Origin of the sequence: Halosimplex salinum (genome assembly GCF_003730195.1) — an archaeon.
Taxonomy (GTDB): domain Archaea; phylum Halobacteriota; class Halobacteria; order Halobacteriales; family Haloarculaceae; genus Halosimplex; species Halosimplex salinum.
Genome location: NZ_QWGG01000001.1, coordinates 1,038,020 through 1,055,233, shown reverse-complemented (window position 1 = coordinate 1,055,233; position 17,214 = coordinate 1,038,020). Strand labels below are relative to the sequence as shown.

The 17,214-nt window shown below is 67.9% G+C and carries 20 protein-coding genes; 13 read left to right on the top strand and 7 right to left on the bottom strand.

Going from position 1 to position 17,214, the window contains the following annotated elements; translation table 11 throughout:
* The first annotated feature begins 6 nt into the window (after positions 1-6).
* Positions 7-1,347 carry a sulfatase-like hydrolase/transferase gene (locus D1409_RS05120; protein WP_123534671.1) on the top strand — a complete coding sequence of 447 codons (1,341 nt, stop codon included), beginning with the start codon at positions 7-9 and terminating at the stop codon, positions 1,345-1,347.
* A 43-nt stretch (positions 1,348-1,390) separates the two neighbouring features.
* Here the strand turns inward: D1409_RS05120 and D1409_RS05115 are convergent, their stop codons facing one another.
* Positions 1,391-2,299 carry a glycosyltransferase family 2 protein gene (locus D1409_RS05115; RefSeq protein ID WP_164471567.1) on the bottom strand — a complete coding sequence of 303 codons (909 nt, stop codon included), beginning with the start codon at positions 2,297-2,299 and terminating at the stop codon, positions 1,391-1,393.
* Positions 2,300-2,410: 111 nt separating this feature from the next.
* On the bottom strand, positions 2,411-3,271 hold the full coding sequence (locus D1409_RS05110) for a TrmB family transcriptional regulator (protein WP_123534667.1): 861 nt from the start codon (positions 3,269-3,271) through the stop codon (positions 2,411-2,413).
* Between the two features lie 88 nt (positions 3,272-3,359).
* Between D1409_RS05110 and D1409_RS24325 the strand changes: the two genes are divergently transcribed.
* Both D1409_RS24325 and aglJ read left to right on the top strand, forming a co-directional pair.
* Positions 3,360-3,512 (top strand): hypothetical protein, encoded by a 153-nt coding sequence (locus D1409_RS24325; RefSeq protein ID WP_164471566.1) that lies wholly within the window; start codon positions 3,360-3,362, stop codon positions 3,510-3,512.
* Positions 3,513-3,635: 123 nt separating this feature from the next.
* On the top strand, positions 3,636-4,697 hold the full coding sequence (aglJ, locus tag D1409_RS05105; protein ID WP_123534666.1) for an S-layer glycoprotein N-glycosyltransferase AglJ: 1,062 nt from the start codon (positions 3,636-3,638) through the stop codon (positions 4,695-4,697).
* An 18-nt stretch (positions 4,698-4,715) separates the two neighbouring features.
* On the opposite strand, the gene D1409_RS05100 is transcribed toward aglJ, so the two are convergent.
* Complete coding sequence (locus tag D1409_RS05100) at positions 4,716-5,045, bottom strand: DUF5789 family protein (RefSeq protein ID WP_123534663.1); 330 nt, start codon at positions 5,043-5,045, stop codon at positions 4,716-4,718.
* A 172-nt stretch (positions 5,046-5,217) separates the two neighbouring features.
* Here D1409_RS05100 and D1409_RS05095 point away from each other — a divergent pair, with 172 nt between their 5' ends.
* Entirely contained in the window at positions 5,218-6,918 is a 1,701-nt protein-coding gene (locus tag D1409_RS05095; protein ID WP_123534662.1) for a rhomboid family intramembrane serine protease, read from the top strand.
* A gap of 23 nt (positions 6,919-6,941) precedes the next feature.
* Here the strand turns inward: D1409_RS05095 and D1409_RS05090 are convergent, their stop codons facing one another.
* The 3 genes from D1409_RS05090 to D1409_RS25540 form a co-directional block, all read right to left on the bottom strand.
* A complete protein-coding gene (locus D1409_RS05090; protein WP_123534660.1) occupies positions 6,942-7,577 on the bottom strand; it encodes an METTL5 family protein in 636 nt (211 codons plus the stop codon).
* A gap of 411 nt (positions 7,578-7,988) precedes the next feature.
* Complete coding sequence (gene dph2, locus D1409_RS05085; RefSeq protein WP_123534658.1) at positions 7,989-9,044, bottom strand: diphthamide biosynthesis enzyme Dph2; 1,056 nt, start codon at positions 9,042-9,044, stop codon at positions 7,989-7,991.
* Between the two features lie 118 nt (positions 9,045-9,162).
* A complete protein-coding gene (locus tag D1409_RS25540) occupies positions 9,163-9,297 on the bottom strand; it encodes a hypothetical protein (RefSeq protein ID WP_268895808.1) in 135 nt (44 codons plus the stop codon).
* A gap of 98 nt (positions 9,298-9,395) precedes the next feature.
* Between D1409_RS25540 and D1409_RS05080 the strand changes: the two genes are divergently transcribed.
* The 6 genes from D1409_RS05080 (at position 9,396) to D1409_RS05055 (ending at position 13,862) form a co-directional block, all read left to right on the top strand.
* The gene (locus tag D1409_RS05080; RefSeq protein WP_123534656.1) at positions 9,396-9,680 is read left to right on the top strand and encodes a hypothetical protein; all 285 of its coding nucleotides are present in this window, start codon (positions 9,396-9,398) and stop codon (positions 9,678-9,680) included.
* A gap of 41 nt (positions 9,681-9,721) precedes the next feature.
* Complete coding sequence (locus D1409_RS05075; RefSeq protein ID WP_123534654.1) at positions 9,722-10,153, top strand: hypothetical protein; 432 nt, start codon at positions 9,722-9,724, stop codon at positions 10,151-10,153.
* Positions 10,154-10,234: 81 nt separating this feature from the next.
* Positions 10,235-10,633 carry a YlbF family regulator gene (locus D1409_RS05070; RefSeq protein ID WP_123534652.1) on the top strand — a complete coding sequence of 133 codons (399 nt, stop codon included), beginning with the start codon at positions 10,235-10,237 and terminating at the stop codon, positions 10,631-10,633.
* A gap of 82 nt (positions 10,634-10,715) precedes the next feature.
* Entirely contained in the window at positions 10,716-11,549 is an 834-nt protein-coding gene (locus D1409_RS05065; RefSeq protein ID WP_123534650.1) for an MBL fold metallo-hydrolase, read from the top strand.
* A 140-nt stretch (positions 11,550-11,689) separates the two neighbouring features.
* Positions 11,690-12,880 (top strand): hypothetical protein, encoded by a 1,191-nt coding sequence (locus tag D1409_RS05060; RefSeq protein ID WP_123534648.1) that lies wholly within the window; start codon positions 11,690-11,692, stop codon positions 12,878-12,880.
* Between the two features lie 79 nt (positions 12,881-12,959).
* Entirely contained in the window at positions 12,960-13,862 is a 903-nt protein-coding gene (locus tag D1409_RS05055; protein WP_123534644.1) for a cupin domain-containing protein, read from the top strand.
* Positions 13,863-13,878: 16 nt separating this feature from the next.
* On the opposite strand, the gene D1409_RS05050 is transcribed toward D1409_RS05055, so the two are convergent.
* Entirely contained in the window at positions 13,879-14,238 is a 360-nt protein-coding gene (locus D1409_RS05050) for a DUF555 domain-containing protein (protein WP_123534641.1), read from the bottom strand.
* Positions 14,239-14,660: 422 nt separating this feature from the next.
* Between D1409_RS05050 and D1409_RS05045 the strand changes: the two genes are divergently transcribed.
* The 3 genes from D1409_RS05045 to D1409_RS05035 all read left to right on the top strand — a co-directional run bounded on the left by D1409_RS05045 (position 14,661) and on the right by D1409_RS05035 (position 17,174).
* Positions 14,661-14,840, top strand: a complete 180-nt coding sequence (locus D1409_RS05045; RefSeq protein ID WP_123534639.1) for a hypothetical protein — start codon at positions 14,661-14,663, stop codon at positions 14,838-14,840.
* 128 nt (positions 14,841-14,968) lie between these two features.
* Entirely contained in the window at positions 14,969-15,700 is a 732-nt protein-coding gene (gene psmB / locus D1409_RS05040; protein WP_123534637.1) for an archaeal proteasome endopeptidase complex subunit beta, read from the top strand.
* 121 nt (positions 15,701-15,821) lie between these two features.
* Positions 15,822-17,174 carry a phosphohexomutase domain-containing protein gene (locus tag D1409_RS05035; RefSeq protein WP_123534635.1) on the top strand — a complete coding sequence of 451 codons (1,353 nt, stop codon included), beginning with the start codon at positions 15,822-15,824 and terminating at the stop codon, positions 17,172-17,174.
* The last annotated feature ends 40 nt before the right edge of the window (positions 17,175-17,214 follow it).

Below are 17,214 nucleotides of genomic sequence, written 5' to 3'. Positions count from 1 at the left end.
GGACGAATGACGAACGTCGCGGTGGTCGTGCTGGACACGCTCAGGAAGGACTCGTTCGACGAGCACTTCGACTGGCTGCCCGGGACGAGATACGAGAACGCGTGGTCGGTCGGCGGGTGGACCGTCCCGGTCCACGGCACGCTGTTCGGCGGGCGCTACCCGAGCGAACTGGGCGTCTACGCGAAGGCGACGGCGCTCGACTGCGAGAAGACGGTCCTCGCGGAGCACCTCTCCGAGGCGGGCTACACCACGCGCGGGTTCAGCGCGAACGCCAACATCGCGGACGTGTTCGACTTCACGCGCGGGTTCGACGAGTTCCGCCACAGCTGGCGGGGACGACGCCGCGACCCGGACATCGTCGACTGGGCGGAGTTCATCTCCGAGACGCGCGGCGAGGGACCGACGCGCTTCCTCAAGGCCGTCAAGCGCTGTTTCGCGTCAGACGTGAACACTGTCGAGTCGCTCGCGTTCGGGGTGAAGATGAAAGCCCGCGACCTGGGTATCACGTCCATCGCGGGGGCGGACGACGGCGCCAGCGAGGCGCTCGAGATGATCGAGTCGACCGACTTCGGCGACGACGAGTTCTTCTTCTGCAACCTGATGGAGGCCCACGGGCCCTACAACGCCCCCGAGGACTACCGGACGGTCGACGTCTCCGCGAACCCGAGTTTCGAGGAGACCGTGGGCGACGGCCCGGAAGCGGACACAGCGGACGTGCGGCAGGCGTACGACGACTGCGTGCGCTACCTCTCGGACGTCTACCGCGACATCTTCGCGGAACTCCGCGCGGAGTTCGACGTCGTCGTGACGCTGTCGGACCACGGCGAGATGTTCGGGGAGGACGACGTCTGGGGCCACAGTCACGGTCTCTACCCGGAGCTGACGCACGTCCCCCTCTCGGTCTGGGACGGCGGCGACGAGGTGACGGTCCGGGAGGAGACAGTCGGCCTGCTCGACGTCTACCGGACGGTCCTGGCCGCGGCGGGCGTCTCCGACGACGAGGCGCGCGGCCGTGACCTCCGGGCGAGTCGCGATTCGCGGTCCTACCTCAGCGAGCGCCACGGCCTCCGCAGCGAGCGTATCTCGCACCTCCAGAACCAGGGTTACTCGGACGAGGTCATCGAGCAGTACGACGCGACACTCCGCGGGGCGGTCGTCGAGGACGGCTCCTTCGGCTGCGAGACCCGGAACGGGTTCGGCACGTGGAACGGCGCGGACGAGGAGACGATCCGGGCGGCCATCGACGAGATCGTCGACACGCTCGACGTCCGGGACGTGGACCTGGGTGCGAACCAGGACGTGCCGGAGGACGTTCAGGACCGGCTCGCAGAACTCGGATACGTGTAGGAGGAGGCGGCCGACCGCGGATTGTGGCGGTCGTGAACGCCGCTCAAAGCGGCGGTCTGTTGGTGAGGCGGCGCGCGAACTGGCGAGCGTCGGTCACCTTGGCTTGCACGTCGACCGGCAGGCGTGTGAGCACTCGCTTCGCGAGCAGTTCCGCGACGCGCCCGTCGGACGGCAATCGGTCCTGCGTCTCCAGCCACTCCAGCTGACCGTAGACGATCTGACGGTACCCCCACTTGTCGAGGAAGTACTCGCGGGCGTCCATCAGCCGCTCGCGCTTGTTCCGGTTGGCCGTGTAGGAGCTGCTGCCGCCGGGGTAGTGCGGGAACTGCACCGCGGGACAGCAGCCGAAGCGCCAGTCCGTCCGGCGCTTGTGGCCGACGTAGAAGTCGAGGTGGGGTTTGCCCTGCTGGAGGTTCGGGTCCCAGGCGTACTCCTCGACGCACTCGCGGCGGAACGCGGCGACGTTCTGGAGGAAGTCGAACTCGAACAGCGGCTGGCCGGCGACGAGTTCGGCGTCCTTGCCGCGGATGTCGCGGATCAGGACGTCGTCTTTCTCGTAGAGGTCGTGGCAGGTGCCCCGGAGGCCCCCGTGCTCGAACAGGAGTCCGCAGATCCCGCCGAACGCCGGTCGAGCCTCGAGCTGGTGGACGAGGGTGTCCACGTTCTCCGGGATAGTGTGGTCGCTGTCGGCGATGACCAGGTAGTCCTCCTCCAGACTGTCGACGACGGTCCGCCGGCAGTTGCCGAGTCCGGAGTCGTACTCGACGTCGAGGACGACGAGGTCGAACTCGTAGTCGGTGTCGTACACCGCCTCGCGCTCCTCGGTGTGGCCGTTGTCGGCGACGTAGACGGTGTCGATCGGCACGTGTCCGGCCGATTCGAGGAGGTTCCGGAGCTTCTCTGTGCGCTCGTAGACGGGGACGCCGAGGGCGACTGACGAGTCGGCAATCATGGAGTGATGGTCACCAGTGATCGCCCCTCGCTTCCGGGGGTGGCGCAAAGAAGATTCGCTTTCGCTCTCGTCGGCGGGGGCGACCATCGGCCGCGCCGCCGCACCGGCTCGCTACTCCAGGATGTCGGCCGATTCGCTCTCGTACTCCCAGATCAGGTCGAAGTACCGCTTGAGGCCGGCGACGAAGGACGCGTTGTCGGTGATCGCGGCCTGACGCATGTGGTTGGGCACGTCCTCCTCCTCGACGAGCAGGATGGCCGACCCGGTGTCGTAGTCGAGGCTCGGGTCGGCGACGTTGCCGCGGAAGGGGAGCTTGCCGGTCGAGAACCGGATCTCGACCGAGGGGTACTCCGCGCGGATCCCCTCGACGATCTCGCGCTGGATCGCGGGCTCGTCGCGCGGTTCCGTCGAGAGGAACTCGGGGACGAGCATCAGGATCGAGATGTCGACGCCCCTGTCCAGCGCGTCGGCGAAGGCGGGCTCGACGGAGTCGAAGTACTCGAAGCTCTTGGTGACGACGTGGATCGAGTCGGTCGCCTCGTGGTAGAGCCGGCGGGTCTCGCGTTCGCTCGGTTCGCCGACGTCGACGACGTGGAACAGTTCCTCGGTTGGCGTGATGTCCTCGCTCGCCTGTTCGTAGCGAGGGCGGAACTCAGCGAGGAACTCCTCGCGGAACTCCCCGACGGTGCCGGCGAACTGTTCGAAGTCCTGCCGGCGGTTCTCGACGGCGCGGTCGAGGATCGCCTCGGGCGGTTTGGGCTGGTACTCCTTCGGGCGGCCCGGGATGATCTTGATGAACCCCCGGTCCGAGAGCGACTCGAGGACGCCGTAGATCCGCGCCTTGGGGATGTCGGTCGCTTCCGCGAGGTTGGGCGCCGTCGTTCGGCCGAGCGTCAGCAGTTTCCGCAGGGCCGTCGCCTCGTACTCTGTCAACCCCAGCGTGTCGAACCACCCGGTGTCCTCGCCACTCATGTCACCGTCACAATCGGCGCCCGCATTTAAAATGCCCCCGAAAGGTACTTATCCTATCACGCCTTGGTTACTCACAAGCTGAGTAACTATGGTCGAGCTCGACAACGCGGACGACGATCTCGGTGACGAGGAACGCGCGGACGACGAGCACGCAGCCGACGAGCACCTGGAGGAGGTCGCCGACGGCTGCGGCTGTACGGAGATCTGGGAGCACCTGAGCGAGCAGCGCGCCGACGACTGACGGACGCGTCCGCGGTCGAGGCTCTCGACCGATGTGGATCGAACGGTGACGAGACGGGTCACACGCGGCAGTGAGCGGGTCCAACAGGGAACCTTTTTCTCTCGGAGTGTCGAAACGGGGACGATGGGAGAGTACGACGACGTCTGCGTGCTGGTGCCCACGCTCAACGAGTCCGAGACGATCGGACCGGTCGTCGAGTCGTTCAGCGCGGAGGGGTTCGACGACATCCTCGTCATCGACGGCGGATCGACCGACGGCACCCCGTCGATCGCCGAGGAGAAGGGCGCACGGGTCGTCCAGCAGCGCGGTTCGAAAGGCAAGGGACAGGCCCTGCAGGAAGGGTTCGAACTGACAGACGCCCCGATCGTCCTCATGCTCGACGGCGACCAGACCTACCGGGCGGAGGACGCGAAGGCGATGCTCGAACCGATCTTCGACGGCCGGGCAGAGCACGTCATCGGCGACCGCTTCGCGGACATGGAGTCGGGCGCGATGACTCGCCTCAACCAGTTCGGTAACGGCGTCATCAACCGCGCCTTCGCGCTCATCCACGGGCGCGACTATCAGGACATCCTCAGCGGCTACCGTGCGCTCACTCGCGAGGCGATCGAGCGCATCTCGCTGACGGAGGACCACTTCGGCGTCGAGACCGAGATGGCCGTCGAGTGCGTGAAACACAACGTCAGGACGGAGGTCGTCCCGATCCGGTACCTGGCCCGTCCCGACGAGTCGGAGACCAACCTCCGCCCGTTCCGGGACGGCGCCGACATCATCCTCACGCTGTACAAGATGGCGAAGACGAACAACCCGCTGTTCTACTTCGGGAGCGTGGGCGCCGTCAGCACGATCGTCGGCGTCGTCCTCGGCGCGTACGTCGCCTACGAGTGGATCACGGTCCCGAAGACTTCTCACGAGGTGATAGCCGTCCTCGGCGCCTCCGCGATCCTCTTCGGCGTCCAGCTCCTGATGTTCGGCGTCCTCTCGGACATGATCGTCACGCTCAATCGCGAGCAGACACGGCAACTGGAGGACCTCGCGGAGCGACTGAGCGACGAGCCCCCGGCGGACGGCGTCGGGCCAGCAGCCGACGGCCCCGCCGCTGGCGAGGAGTCGGTCGGCGCGGCCGACGAGGCGGAGGCAGAGGCGGAGCGCGAGCCCTCGCCCACCAGCAGTCGGTCGGACTGACCGCTCGCGCGGGGAGACTCAGAAGGGGACGAGCGCCCGGAGCTGTGAGAGGAGGCTCGTCGAGGCCGCGCGCCGTTTGCGCTCGAAGACGGGGTGGAGCGCGTTGAGCAGGTCGTCCTCGGAGTCGAAGGACCGACGGTCGGTCTCGGCGAGCGCTTCGGCGAGCGGCATCTCGTTGCCGGCGGCGTCGTAGGGCACTGTCGCGTCCCCGAAGCGCTCTTCGAGTTCCTCGGTCGCGACGGGGAACTCGATTGCCGCGTCGGCCAGTCGCGCGTCGAGTGCCGCGATACCGAACTCGACGACGTCCGGTTCCTCGTCCACGTCGTTCGACGGTGGCCGAACTCCCATTGGCGGAGACAACGGCGCCGAGGTCCGAAAATCCTGTGGCTCGCGTAGTCCGCTGTCCGACAGCGGCCCGTCCGTTATCGCCGGCCCGGCGACGCGACCGTCCGGCACGACCGCCCGACACGACGGGCGTCCGGCCACCAACGCTAACTTACCGCGCTCCATTGTGGCGGTCATGTCGCAGTCGGTCCCAGAATCGCTCCTCCGGGCGGTCCTCGAACGCGCCCGAACGGTCGCCGAGGTCCTCCCCCTGCAGCAGCTCTTCCTGGTGGTCGCCGTCCTCCTGTCGCTGGCGGTCGCGCGCTCGCTGACGCCGACCGACCGACGGTGGGGTGACCGCTTGCGCCGCCGCTTCGTCCTCGGGGTCCCGTGGGGGACGCTCCTGACGATGTTCGGCGTCGTGCTCGTCTACTGGGTCGTCCAAGGCGGCTGGGAGCACCCCAACAACCCGCTGGTGATCCCGTTCCGCTCGTGGTCGTACTTCTACCCGCTGGGGACGCTCGTCGCTGGGTTCGCCCACAACGGCGTCGGCCACATCACGGGCAACCTGACGGGCACCCTCCTGTTCGCACCGGTCGTCGAGTACTACGTCGGCCACTACCCCAGAGAGCGCGGTTCCGAGTCGTTCGCGTCGCCGCTGACCAATCCGTTCGTCCGGGTCCTCGCGGTTCCGGCCGGGTCGCTCGTCGCCGGCGTGTTCACGGGGCTCTTCTCGCTGGGACCGGTCATCGGCTTCTCCGGCGTCGTCTACGCCTACATCGGCTTTGCCGTGGTCACGCGCCCGCTCCTCGCCGTACTGGTCCTCGTGAGCGAGCGCGTGGTCGACCTCCTCTACCGCGCCCTTCGGAACCCGCTCATCACGCGGGAGCCCGGACCGAGCTTCTACTCCCCGTGGTGGGCCGACATCGCTATCCAGGGCCACGCCATCGGTATCCTGTTCGGCGCCGTGCTCGGGATCGCCCTCCTCGCGCGTCGGAACGAGTATCCCGACCCGCTGTACCTGTGGTTCGCGGCCCTGATATTCGGGATCCGGCAGTCGCTGTGGGCGATCTACGCCCCCGTCGGCTCGAACACGTACGTCCTCTACCGGGCGGTCGGGGTCGGGCTGATGTTCCTGTTCGCCGCGCTCGTCGCGAACGGCGTCACCGCCAGTGACCGCCGGCTGGTTCCGTCGCTCGGCCGACCGACTCGCGGGACTGGGGTGCGCGTCCTCGTCGTGGTCCTGGTCGTGCTCAGCGCCGTCGCGGTCCCGTTCGGACTGACGACCGTGTCGGGCGACCTCCCCGACGACGCCCGGACAGTGGAGATCCGCGACTACACCGTCACGTACGTCGAGGGCGCGCCCGACCAGTACGTCTCGCTGGTCAACGACTACCTCTACGACGACGCCCGGCAGATCCGCTCCAGCGGCGTCGTCGTCTTCAGCGAGCGTCGTAGCCTCTGGATACAGGAGGTCTCGAAGGGTAACCTGGCCCACCGGGGGCGGGCCACCGTCCGCGTCGGCGGCCTCGGCTGGCGAGAATCCGTGTACGCGAACCGGGAGGGGTGGTCACTGGTCGGCAACGGGTCCGCGTACAAAGTGACCCTCCGTGCGGAAGGAGAACAGGAGCGACTCGCCTACGCGACGGAGCGGGTCCGCGCCGAACCGGTGATCGACGGCCGGAACGTGTCTATCGCGCCGGTCGAGGAGGGGTTCGAGGTGGTCGTGACGCGGAACGGGTCTGTGCTCGGCCGTGCACCGGTCCCGGTCAAGTCGAACGGGACGAGCGTCGCCGGGCTGACCCTCGAACGGTCGGGACAGGACCTGTTCGCGGTCCGGGACAGGACGCGGGTCCGCGTCGCGAACAAGGTCGTTCCGCGGGCACAGCGGGACTAGGGGCGGGGCCGTCGTCGTTCGTGCTACGTCTCCGCGCCGTCCCAGGCGATCCGGAAGACCTCGACGTCGATGGTCTGTCGTTCGGCGTCGTGGAAGTCGAACTGGTGGGGCAAGTCGAGTTCGGCGGCGAAGGCGTGGGTCACGGTCCCGCCGTTGTCGCCGGCGAACGACTCGACGAACTCCTCGCTGCCGGCGTTGTGGATGGAGTAGGAGACCTCGCTGATCGCGGCGGCGGTGGCGAGGAAGCCGCGGTCGGCGTGTTCGTTGCCGGACTGGGCGCCGAAGGGCGGGTTCATCACGACTGTCGTCGGCTCTTTGGGCGCGAGCGGAACCTGCGTGGCGTCGCCGCGGACCCACTCCACGTCGGCGGCCGCCGCGACGCGGCGCTCGTTGGCCCGCGCGGTCGCAAGCGGGTCCGGGTCGAGGTCGACACCGACGACCCGCTTCGGTCCGCGGAGCACCGCCCCCAGCGCGAGCATCCCGGTCCCGGTCCCGAGGTCGACGACCACGCGGTCCTCGATATCGCCCTGCAGGTCGGCCGTGTGGATCAGGTGCGCAGCGATATCGGGCGGCGTCCGGTACTGTTCCAGGTCCACTCGCGGGTTCTCGAACCCGGCCACGACGCCCAGTTGCTGTGCGAGACGCGTCTTCGTGCTCATGTCTTCCCCCGACGAATCGCCGCTCCGTCGGTCCGACGTGCCGTGCCACTCATCCCGTGACAATATCTACTGCGTATGCAAAAACGTTGTTGAATGATCGGTAGTAATCCCGACCGGCTCAGGCCAGCGGGAGTTCGATCCAGTCGTGGATGGTCTCGGCGTGGCCGACGTGTTCCGGGTCGTCCGGCGCTGTGCCCGTCTCCGTTCCCGGTTCCCTCGTACGCGACGTATCCGTCGGGACCCGCGTCGGAGGCCGCCGCCGAGCGCCGAGCACCGGCCGGCGGACGGTTCCCACTCTCGTTCGTGGACCGATGCATACGCGACACTCCGTGTCCAGTGGTGTACGGTTGTGCCACCTGTTATCGCGGCCGATGCCCCGTCCATCGGCGGTCGAACCGCGACGGATCCGGCTCACCAGGTGTCGTGGAAGGTGTCGAACTCGAGGGCCTCGAGCGGCTCTTCGCCGATCGCGATGTGGTACTCCTGCGGGGTGAGCATCGGCTGTTTGAACTGCGGGCCGTCGTCAGTCGTGATACGCGGACAGCCGGTGTTGACGTACGCGTCGAGCCCGAAGTTCGTCAGGCGGTCCGGGGTCACCTCGTCCATCGTGAGGAGGTAGGCGTTCTCGTTGTTCTGGACGATCTCCTGGGCTTTGTCCCAGCGACCCTGTCCGATCTTGGTGCAGAAGATGACGCCCCACTCCTCGGCGTCCATCGCGCGGTGGACCGCGCCGTAGCGCTGTTTCATGAACTTCTCAGTGTCCGCCACGGAGACGGCGTTGTTGACCGGGTCGGCGATGACGACGTTCTTGTCGGGGTGTTCCATCGCGAGCCCGAGCGGGTGGAACTTGCCGCCGCCGACGTACAGCATCTGGTCGGCGTCCACGTCCGCGCTGGCGTAGTTGCAACCCAGGACCTGCCCCTCGTGGGTCAGGCGGTCGTCGCCCTTGCGCGTGTGGACGGTGTAGCCGCGCTCTTCGAGCCACGAGCGCATCTCGTCGAACTTGTTCATGTGCTGGGCGGTCGTGACGAGGCCCACGTCGGGGTCCTCCTCGGCCGGCGCCAACTGCTCGTCGACCGCGCGCTCCATGATCGGGAAGACGTCGACGTTCGAGAAGAGAGGGACGTAGATGATCTTGTCCGACTCCTTCATCGGGCTGTGGCCGAAGTGAACGAACACGTCCGTCCGGCGCATCAGGTAGGTGTCGAGGTCACAGGCGCCGTAACACGGCTGGCCGGACAGCATGACGCTGACGTCGTCGGGGAGTTCCGATCGGAGGTCGTCGGCGACGCGCGGCCCGCGTCGCTTCAGCCCCTCGGGGAACTGCAGGCCGACGGTCTCGGCGTCCCGCTCTTCGACGGCGTCGACGATGCGGTCGAGTTCGTAGTCCCACTCGCGGTCGTGCCGGAGGGACATGCCGGTCTTCGTGAGGTCGCCTTCGGTCCTATCCTGCGATTCCTGGCTCATTAGGCTCTCGTATCGGCTCGCGGGGTAAAACCCCCGCGGTACGGACCGGTCCCGTCTCGGCGTCACACTGCAGTCGCTCGGCGACTGTCGAGACCGGCAGAACCGACGGCGCCCTCGGTCAGGGGTCTTCGACGACGACGCGCTCGTCGCCGCCCCGTGCGCGGGTCAGCGCGGAGACGATGCTGTCCTGGAATCGGAGGAAGCCGAACACCAGAAACGCGAGCAGCCCACCGACGACTAGTTCAGAGACCATATCTGGCCTTCGGGGGCACGCCGGAAAAGCCCTCGGGAGGCGTGTGCCCGGCCGCAGCGGGTGAGCGTTTACGGGATAGCCGGCGGTACGACCGAGCGATGCCCCTCCAGTTACCGATCCTCGACGCCGCAGGTGGGGATCCGGCTAGCCTCCTCGCGTTCGTCCTCGCGTTGCCGACGGCCATCGTCGCCGCCCGCCTCGCGGCCCGCACGCGGTTCTTCGAGGAGCGCGAGAGCGCGCCGGAGACGTGGCACGGCCGCCCGCCGAGCCAGGCCGACCGGGAGACGTACGGCGGGTTCAATCCCTTCTTCGTGCTCGTGGTCGCCTTCTTCGGGTCGACGCTCGTCTACCTCGCCATCATCGAAGTGTTGTTCCTCGGCTGACCGTCGCCGGGACTATCGTCCTCGCGGACGCAGACACGGACATGTCCGCTCGTTCGTGGGCCGACGCGACGGCCGCCTTCGTGCTGGCCGCGCTCGGCCTCTATCTGGCGCTCTTTCCCGCGTTCTCGGTCGCGTGGGCGCTGTTCACGGGCGCGGACCTGTTCGCGGGGCCGCCACAGACAGCCGCGCTAGTCGTCGCGGTCGGCGGGAGCTACCCGTTCGTCGCCGGCGACTGGTCGTCCCGCCGCCTCGCCGTGTTCGTCGTCGCCCTCTACGTCGTCAGCGGGGCGGCCGGGCTCGCCGGGCTCGCGCTCCTCCAGTCGGTCGAGATTCCGCTCCCGTCCACGGTCGTCGCTCGCTCGGCCGTCCTCGCGGTCGCCTATCCCGTCGCGGTCGCCGCGGCGTTCAGGGATCGAGTGCGACGGCGACTCGGCTTCCGCCCGCTCGACGCGACCGACTCGGAGTGGCGCTGAGGCCGCTGTTCCGGGCGCGAGAGCCCCCGGGTCGCATGGAGTCGGCACCTTGAAAACCGCGAGGCACCAAACGAGAGTAGAATGAGCATCGAGACCGACGCGACGCGGAGCGAGGCGAGCGAGGACGTGGACGCGCTGGCCCGCGAGCTCGGCGACACGATCGCCGAGATGCCCCTCTACGAGCGCTACCAGGCGGCCAAAGAGGAGGTCGAGGCCGACGAGGAGCTCCAGGAGGAGATCCGCGAGTTCGAGCAGATCCGCGAGGAGTTCATGCTCGCGCGCCAGACCGGCGAGGCCACTCGCGAGGATCTGCGCACCCTCCAGGACGCACAGGAGGACCTCCACGAGAAGCCGAAGATGTCCGAGTACCTCGAAGTGCAGAACGAACTCGAACTACGCCTGCAGGAACTCAACGAGATCATCTCGGAGCCGTTGACGGTGGACTTCGGCGGCAAAGCCGGCGGCTGCTGCGAGGACTGAATCTCGCCGTTTTCGGCCCGCCACTTCGTCTCGACGGCGTGAAAACGCAACTACTTAGCCGCTGGTACGAGCAGACAGTCGTATGACAGCAGCAGGCAGCGACTGGGGCGACTGGCTCCCGCGCGCGGTGGAGGACGCATCGCCGGACACGCTGGCCGTCTGGTACCTCGGCTGTAACGGGTTCATCCTGAAAGCGAGCGACGGGACGACCGTCTACATCGACCCGTACCTGGGCATCGGCGACCCGCCGCGGACGGTTCGGATGATCCCGGTGCCGTTCGACCCCGAGGACGTCGAGGAGGCCGACGCGGTGTTCGGCACGCACGAGCACATCGACCACGTCCACGGGCCGAGTCAGGCGCCGATCCTCGAAAACACCGGGGCCGACTACTACACGTCCGATTCGGGCCACGACGTGATCGCGGAGCAGGACTGGACGGGCGAGTGGGACGTGAGTGAGGACCAACTCGAAGAGATCGAGGAGGGCGACACGATCGAACTCGGCGAACTGACCGTCCACGTCGAACCCGCCAACGACCCTGACGCGATCCATCCGGTGTCGCTCGTGTTCGAGCACGAGGCGGGGACGTTCTTCCACGGCGGCGACGCGCGCCCGGGGGAGTTCGAGCAGGTCGGCGAGACGTACGACATCGACGTCGGTGTCCTCGCGTTCGGGGCCGTCGGGAACATCCCGGACAAGGAGACCGGCGAAGACGTCCGCACGCGGTGGTACAGCGACGAGAACATGATCGTCGAGGCGGCCAACGAGCTCCAGCTGGACACGCTCGTGCCGAGCCACTGGGACATGTGGAAGGGCATGACGACCGAGCCGACCGTCCTCCACAACCACGCGGCGAGCTTCGACTACCCGGAGACGCTGGAGGTCGTCGAGATCGGCGACCGGTTCGACCTCTAGCCCGGTCGACGGGCGCACACGGAGTCCCGAACTGGCGTTCCGGATCCGCCGAAAACCGCGTTCGTTCACTCCTCTCGCTTGAAATGACGAACTGCGGACAATAAGTATCATTAAGTTGGTCGCTAAACGAGAGAGAACACATGAGCGATTCACAGCAATACGAAAAGGTGTCCGTTTCTTCGGACGGGGTGACGGTGGACAAGCGGTTCGAGGAGGACGAGTTCCCGGTACCCGCGATCGCCTTCGAGATCCAGTCGGCGCGGTCCGAGACGGTGACCGTGACGATCGTCGACCGGGTGCCCGAGGACGTGGAGGTCGAGGACCTGGGGTTCCACCCCGAGTACGGGAGCGAGTACTGGACCATCGACGAGGACCAGATCACCTTCGAGCGCGAACTGGAGGCCGGTGCGGACTACACGACGGTGTACGGGATCCGGGCGACCGGGACCGACAACGTCGAACAGTTCCTCACCACGCCGACCATCGAGAACGTCGACCCGCCGCTCGACGACGACGGTCCGGTCGTCGACGAGCAGGGCAGCGACGTGGTCCGCGACGTGATCTCGGGCGACAGCGACGCCGTCCCGGGACTCGACGACGACGACAACGGCGAGGCGACCGACGAGGACGTGGAGACGCTCAACCTGAAAGACCCGAACGAACCCGCGGACGCGAGCAGTAGCTCCGGCGGTGGCGGGTCGTCCGGCGGCGGATCCGGCGGGAGCGTCGCGGTCGAGGACGCGGACGTGGACTCGCTGGTCGGCGCGCTCGCCTCGGAGATCCGCAACCAGAACGTCGACGCCGAGGACGTCAAGCTCCTCCGCAAGGCGTTCGACCTCGCCGACGACAACGGCGGCAGCGTCGACGCGCGCATCCAGCACCTCCAGACGGAGGTCTCGGACCTCCTCGCCTACACGGGCGCGCTGGAGGAGTTCCTCGACGAGAACGGCACCGGCGACGAGATGCTCGAGGAGTTCCGCGGGCAGGTGGAGTCCTTCGAGTCCGACCTCCAGGAGGTCCAGGAGATGGCCTCCGGCCACGAGGAGTCGCTGTCGAGCGTCGAGGAGACTGTCGACTCGGTCGAGTCCTCGATGGACGACCTCCAGTCGGACATGAGCGAGGTACTCGACGACGTCGAATCGGTCCAGAGCGACGTGGACAGCGTCGAGGGGACCGTCGAGGAGGTCGAGGGCGACCTCGACGACCTCGAAGAACAGGTCGGCGACATCGACGTGGAGGACGTGAAGTCGGACATCGAAGACATCTACGACGAGATCGAGGAGCTCAAGGAGTGGCGCGAGCAGCTCTCCTCGGTCATCGGCGGCAGCTAACGGGCGACGACCGCGAACCAGCGGCTCCGACAGCCGGAGATCGGACTCGTTTTACCGTCCGCTTTCGTGCCGAATACCAATGACGACCGTCAGCGTCGCGGTGCCGCGAAAGGGGCGGCCCCTGGAAGCGGTCCTCGACCGACTGGCCGACGAGACGGGGACGGCCGGGCTGTCCGACGACATCGCCTCGACGCTCAGATACGAGAAGGCAGTCACGAAGGGCGAGCAGTCGGCGACCGGCGACGTCTACGAGCGCCTCGCGACGTACAGCGACGAGACCGACCCGACCGCGCCGGAGTACACGCTCGTCAGGGACGACCGCGCCGAGATGCCTCGCCGGATCGTCTTCGACAGCGTGACCGTTCCGGTCGACGAGGACCTCGAACTGCGTCTGGTCGGCCGCGAGGAGCCGTTCCGGGCCCTGCGAAAACACGAGATGCCGCTCGGGTTCGACAGCGCCGACCTCTTCCTCGAAGAGGTCGTCGAGCTCAGGCCCGAACCGCTGGCCGAACTCGCCGAGGTCAACGACCGCGTCGACCCGCACGACACGGACGTTCGACTGGTCGCCGGCCTCGGCGATACGGTGTGGCACTCCCTGCTCGCGACCCGCGAGGTCGCCGGCGAGCAGGACGTCGACCTGACCAGGGAGTTCGTCGACGGCTACGAGGGTCAGTTCTGCATCTCGCCGCGCTACGAGCGGCTGGTCGAAGGCGTGCTCGGGACGGAGGCCATCGAGGGGATCGACTTCTGTTACCCGGCCGACGGGCAGGAGGAGGAGGCGGCCATCGCTGAGGCCGGGATCGGCGTCTACCTCACCGTCTCGGGCGGGACGGCGAGAGACCACGGGCTGACCGTCGGCGAACACCTGTTCCCGAGCGAAACCGTCCTCCTGAGAAGCGAACCGGAAGTCACGGAGGCCGTCGAGCGAGTGGCCGAACTACTCGTCAGTGCGGACACGGGGACGCGCCTCGCGGCGCAGTGAGCGGGGGCTCGCGGCGCTACTCGTCGTCGTCTTCTTCTCCGGTGGGTTCCGTCGCGATGACGTCGAGCGGGACGTCGCGCAGGGCGCCGCCCACGTCGCTCTTGGCGATGCGCTGGGCGTGTTCTTCGCTCTCCGCGTTGAACACGTCCATCTCGAGGACGAGGCCGACCAGCGCCGTGTCGGCGGCGATGTACGCGGAGTCGAACGGCTCGCCGCAGGCGGGACAGTTCGTCGCGCCGACGCCGACCTCGACGTAGTCCATGTCCTTCTGGTTGAGGCGCTTGCCGGCCTCGCTGATGGCCACCCCGATGGCGTCGTCGATGTTCTCCACGTCGTGAACCAACCAGGCGGCTTCCATCACTACGATGTAGTTCATACACGCTACTCCGCCTTTCTCCGTAATCCGGTTTTTGGTCCGCAGTTCCTCCCGTCGCTCGCTCGCACGGTCGCTCCGAACGCGGCTGGTCGACCCGTGCGACCGGTTCCGTCAGACCGGTTCCGTCAGACCGGTTCCGTTCGACGGATTCCGCGACCGGTGTTCGAGCCGCCCGCTCGGCGGCCTCTCGACAGGCGCGCACGTAACCCGAAAGGTGCTCATAAGTTATGGCGACTCCGTTGCTCACCAAGCGGCCCCTTACCGACTCGGACCCGAAGAACGGGGTCACGCTCGCGCCGAACCCGCGATGAGCGTAATCGCATGACCGCGGCGGTGTACTACGTCACGATCGTTCACTACACACCCCGGAGCCGTGGGGAAGGCTTATATACTGCGACTGCTGGAGAACAGAGCACACCACGATGCGTTCGACTCTCAACCGTGCAACCGTGTTCGCGCTGTATCAGCTGACCCTCTTCGCCGGCATCCTGCTGTTCCCGCTGGCGGTCGCGATGCGGAAAGTCGGGGTCACGATTCCGGTCCACCGCGCCGTCAGTCGCGTCAACGAGACGTACGAGGAGATGGACACGCGAACCGCCTGAACGGTCGCTTTTCGCCGCCTATCCGTCGTTCGCCTCGCTCCTCGAGCGGCGTCGTTCGCGGGACGCAATCGGTACGAGCAGCGATCGAAAAGGTGGTTTTATCAGCACAGGACTGATAGCCGTCTACCATGCGCGACCCATTCGCCGACTCGGAGTTTTCGCAAAATCTGCAGCGCCACGACGCCGGGATCCCGGACCCGACGGAGCCGGAGATCGGCTCGTTCCCGGACGAGTCCCCGCAGGGCGACCAGAACAAGGTCGTCGAGACCGGGACGACGACGATCGGGATCACCGCCGAGGACGGCGTCATCATCGCCACGGACATGCGCGCCTCGCTGGGCGGCCGTTTCGTCTCCAACAAGCACGTCCAGAAGGTCGAGCAGATCCACCCGACGGCAGCCCTGACCCTCGTCGGTTCCGTCGGCGGCGCCCAGTCGTTCATCCGCTCGCTCCGCGCCGAGGTCGACCTCCACGAGGCTCGCCGCGGCGAGGACATGAGCATGACCGCCCTCTCGACGCTGGCGGGCAACTTCGCCCGCGGCGGTCCGTTCTTCGCCATCAACCCGATCCTCGGCGGCATCGACGACGAAGGGTCGCACGTCTACTCCATCGACCCCGCTGGGGGCGTCATGGAAGACGACTACACCGTCACCGGCTCCGGGCTCACCGTCGCCTACGGGACCCTCGAGGACCGCTACGAGGACGGCATGGACCTCGACGAGGCCCGCAGCGCCGCCATCGCTGGCGTCCGCGCGGCCGCCGAGCGCGACACCGGCTCCGGCAACGGCGTCTGGGTCGCCGAGGTCACCGAGGAGGGCGTCGAGATCGAGGACTTCCCGAACTTCGACGGCGCCGAGTAACGCGCACCGCGACTCCGTTCTCTCGTCTTCTCTCACGGAGAGCGACGGCGACGGGCGAGCATCGCCTGTTCTCGCGGACGCGTGCCACTACGATTATTGGTGGTCACGCCGTGAAACGGGTATGGACCTCTTCGGAACCGCGGGTATCCGCGGCGACGCGCAGTCGAAGGTGACGCCGGAACTCGCACTGGCGGTCGGCCGCGCGGCGGGCGCGGACGGTGACTCGTTCGTCGTCGGCCGCGACGGGCGGACCACGGGCGAGGGCCTCGCCGCCGCGGTCGAGGCGGGGCTGTTGAGCGCCGGCGCGGACGTCACCAGGATCGGGCAGGTGCCGACACCGGCGCTGGCCTACGCCGCCCAGCAGCGCCGCGGTGTGATGCTGACGGCGAGTCACAACCCGCCGACGGACAACGGGATCAAACTCTTCGCGGACGGCCGGGAGTACGACGACGCGAGCGAAGCGCGGATCGAAGCACGCGTCGCGGACGACCCGGATCCGGTCGCCTGGGACGAGTGGGGGACGAGCGAGCGCGCCGACGTGCTCGGCGCGTATCGGGACGCGGTCGCGGGATTCGCCCGCGGTCACGGCGCGCCACTCGACGGACTCCCGGTCGCCGTCGACTGCGGAAACGGGGTGGCCGGCGTCGCGACGCCGCAGGTGCTCCGTGAACTGGGCGCGGACGTGACGGCGATCCACGCGAACGTCGACGGGCACTTCCCCGGCCGCGAGAGCAAGCCGACCGCCGAGAGCCTCCGGGACCTGCGATCGTACGTCGCGGACAGCGACGCCGTCCTCGGGCTCGGTCACGACGGCGACGGCGACCGGATCGTCGTCGTCGACGCCGACGGCGAGGTGGTCCACGAAGACACCGTCGTCGCCATCCTCGCGGAGCACTACACGGCGGAGAGTGAGGCCGGGGATCCGGTCGTCGTGACGACGCCCAACGCCTCGGCCCGCATCGACGAACGAGTCCGTGCGGCGGGCGGGCGCGTCGAGCGCGTCCGACTCGGAGCGCTTCACGAGGGTATCGCCGCGGCCCGCGAGGGCGGGAGCGAGGAGACCGAGGTCGTCTTCGCCGCGGAGCCGTGGAAGCATATCCACACCGCCTTCGGGGGCTGGATCGACGCGGTGGCGAGCGCGGCCGTCCTCGCCCGCCTCGTCGCCGGACCCGGGCTCGCCGTCCTGCGGGACCCGATCACGGAACGACCGTACCGGAAGGTGAGCGTCGACTGCCCCGACGACCGGAAAGCGGACGCGATGCAACTGGTCGAAGCACGCCTGCCGGGGGAGTTCCCCGACGCGACCGTCGACACGGAGTACGGCGTCAGGATCGAACGGCCGGACGGCTCGTGGACGCTCGTCAGGCCCAGCGGCACGGAGCCGTACGTCCGGGTCTACGCCGAGAGCGACGACGTGGACGACCTGGTGGACACGGTCACCGCCGTCGTTCGCGGGGCGGTCGAGGACGCCTGACCGACTGCGTCCGCTCGTTCTTCCCTCCTCCCGCTTCCGT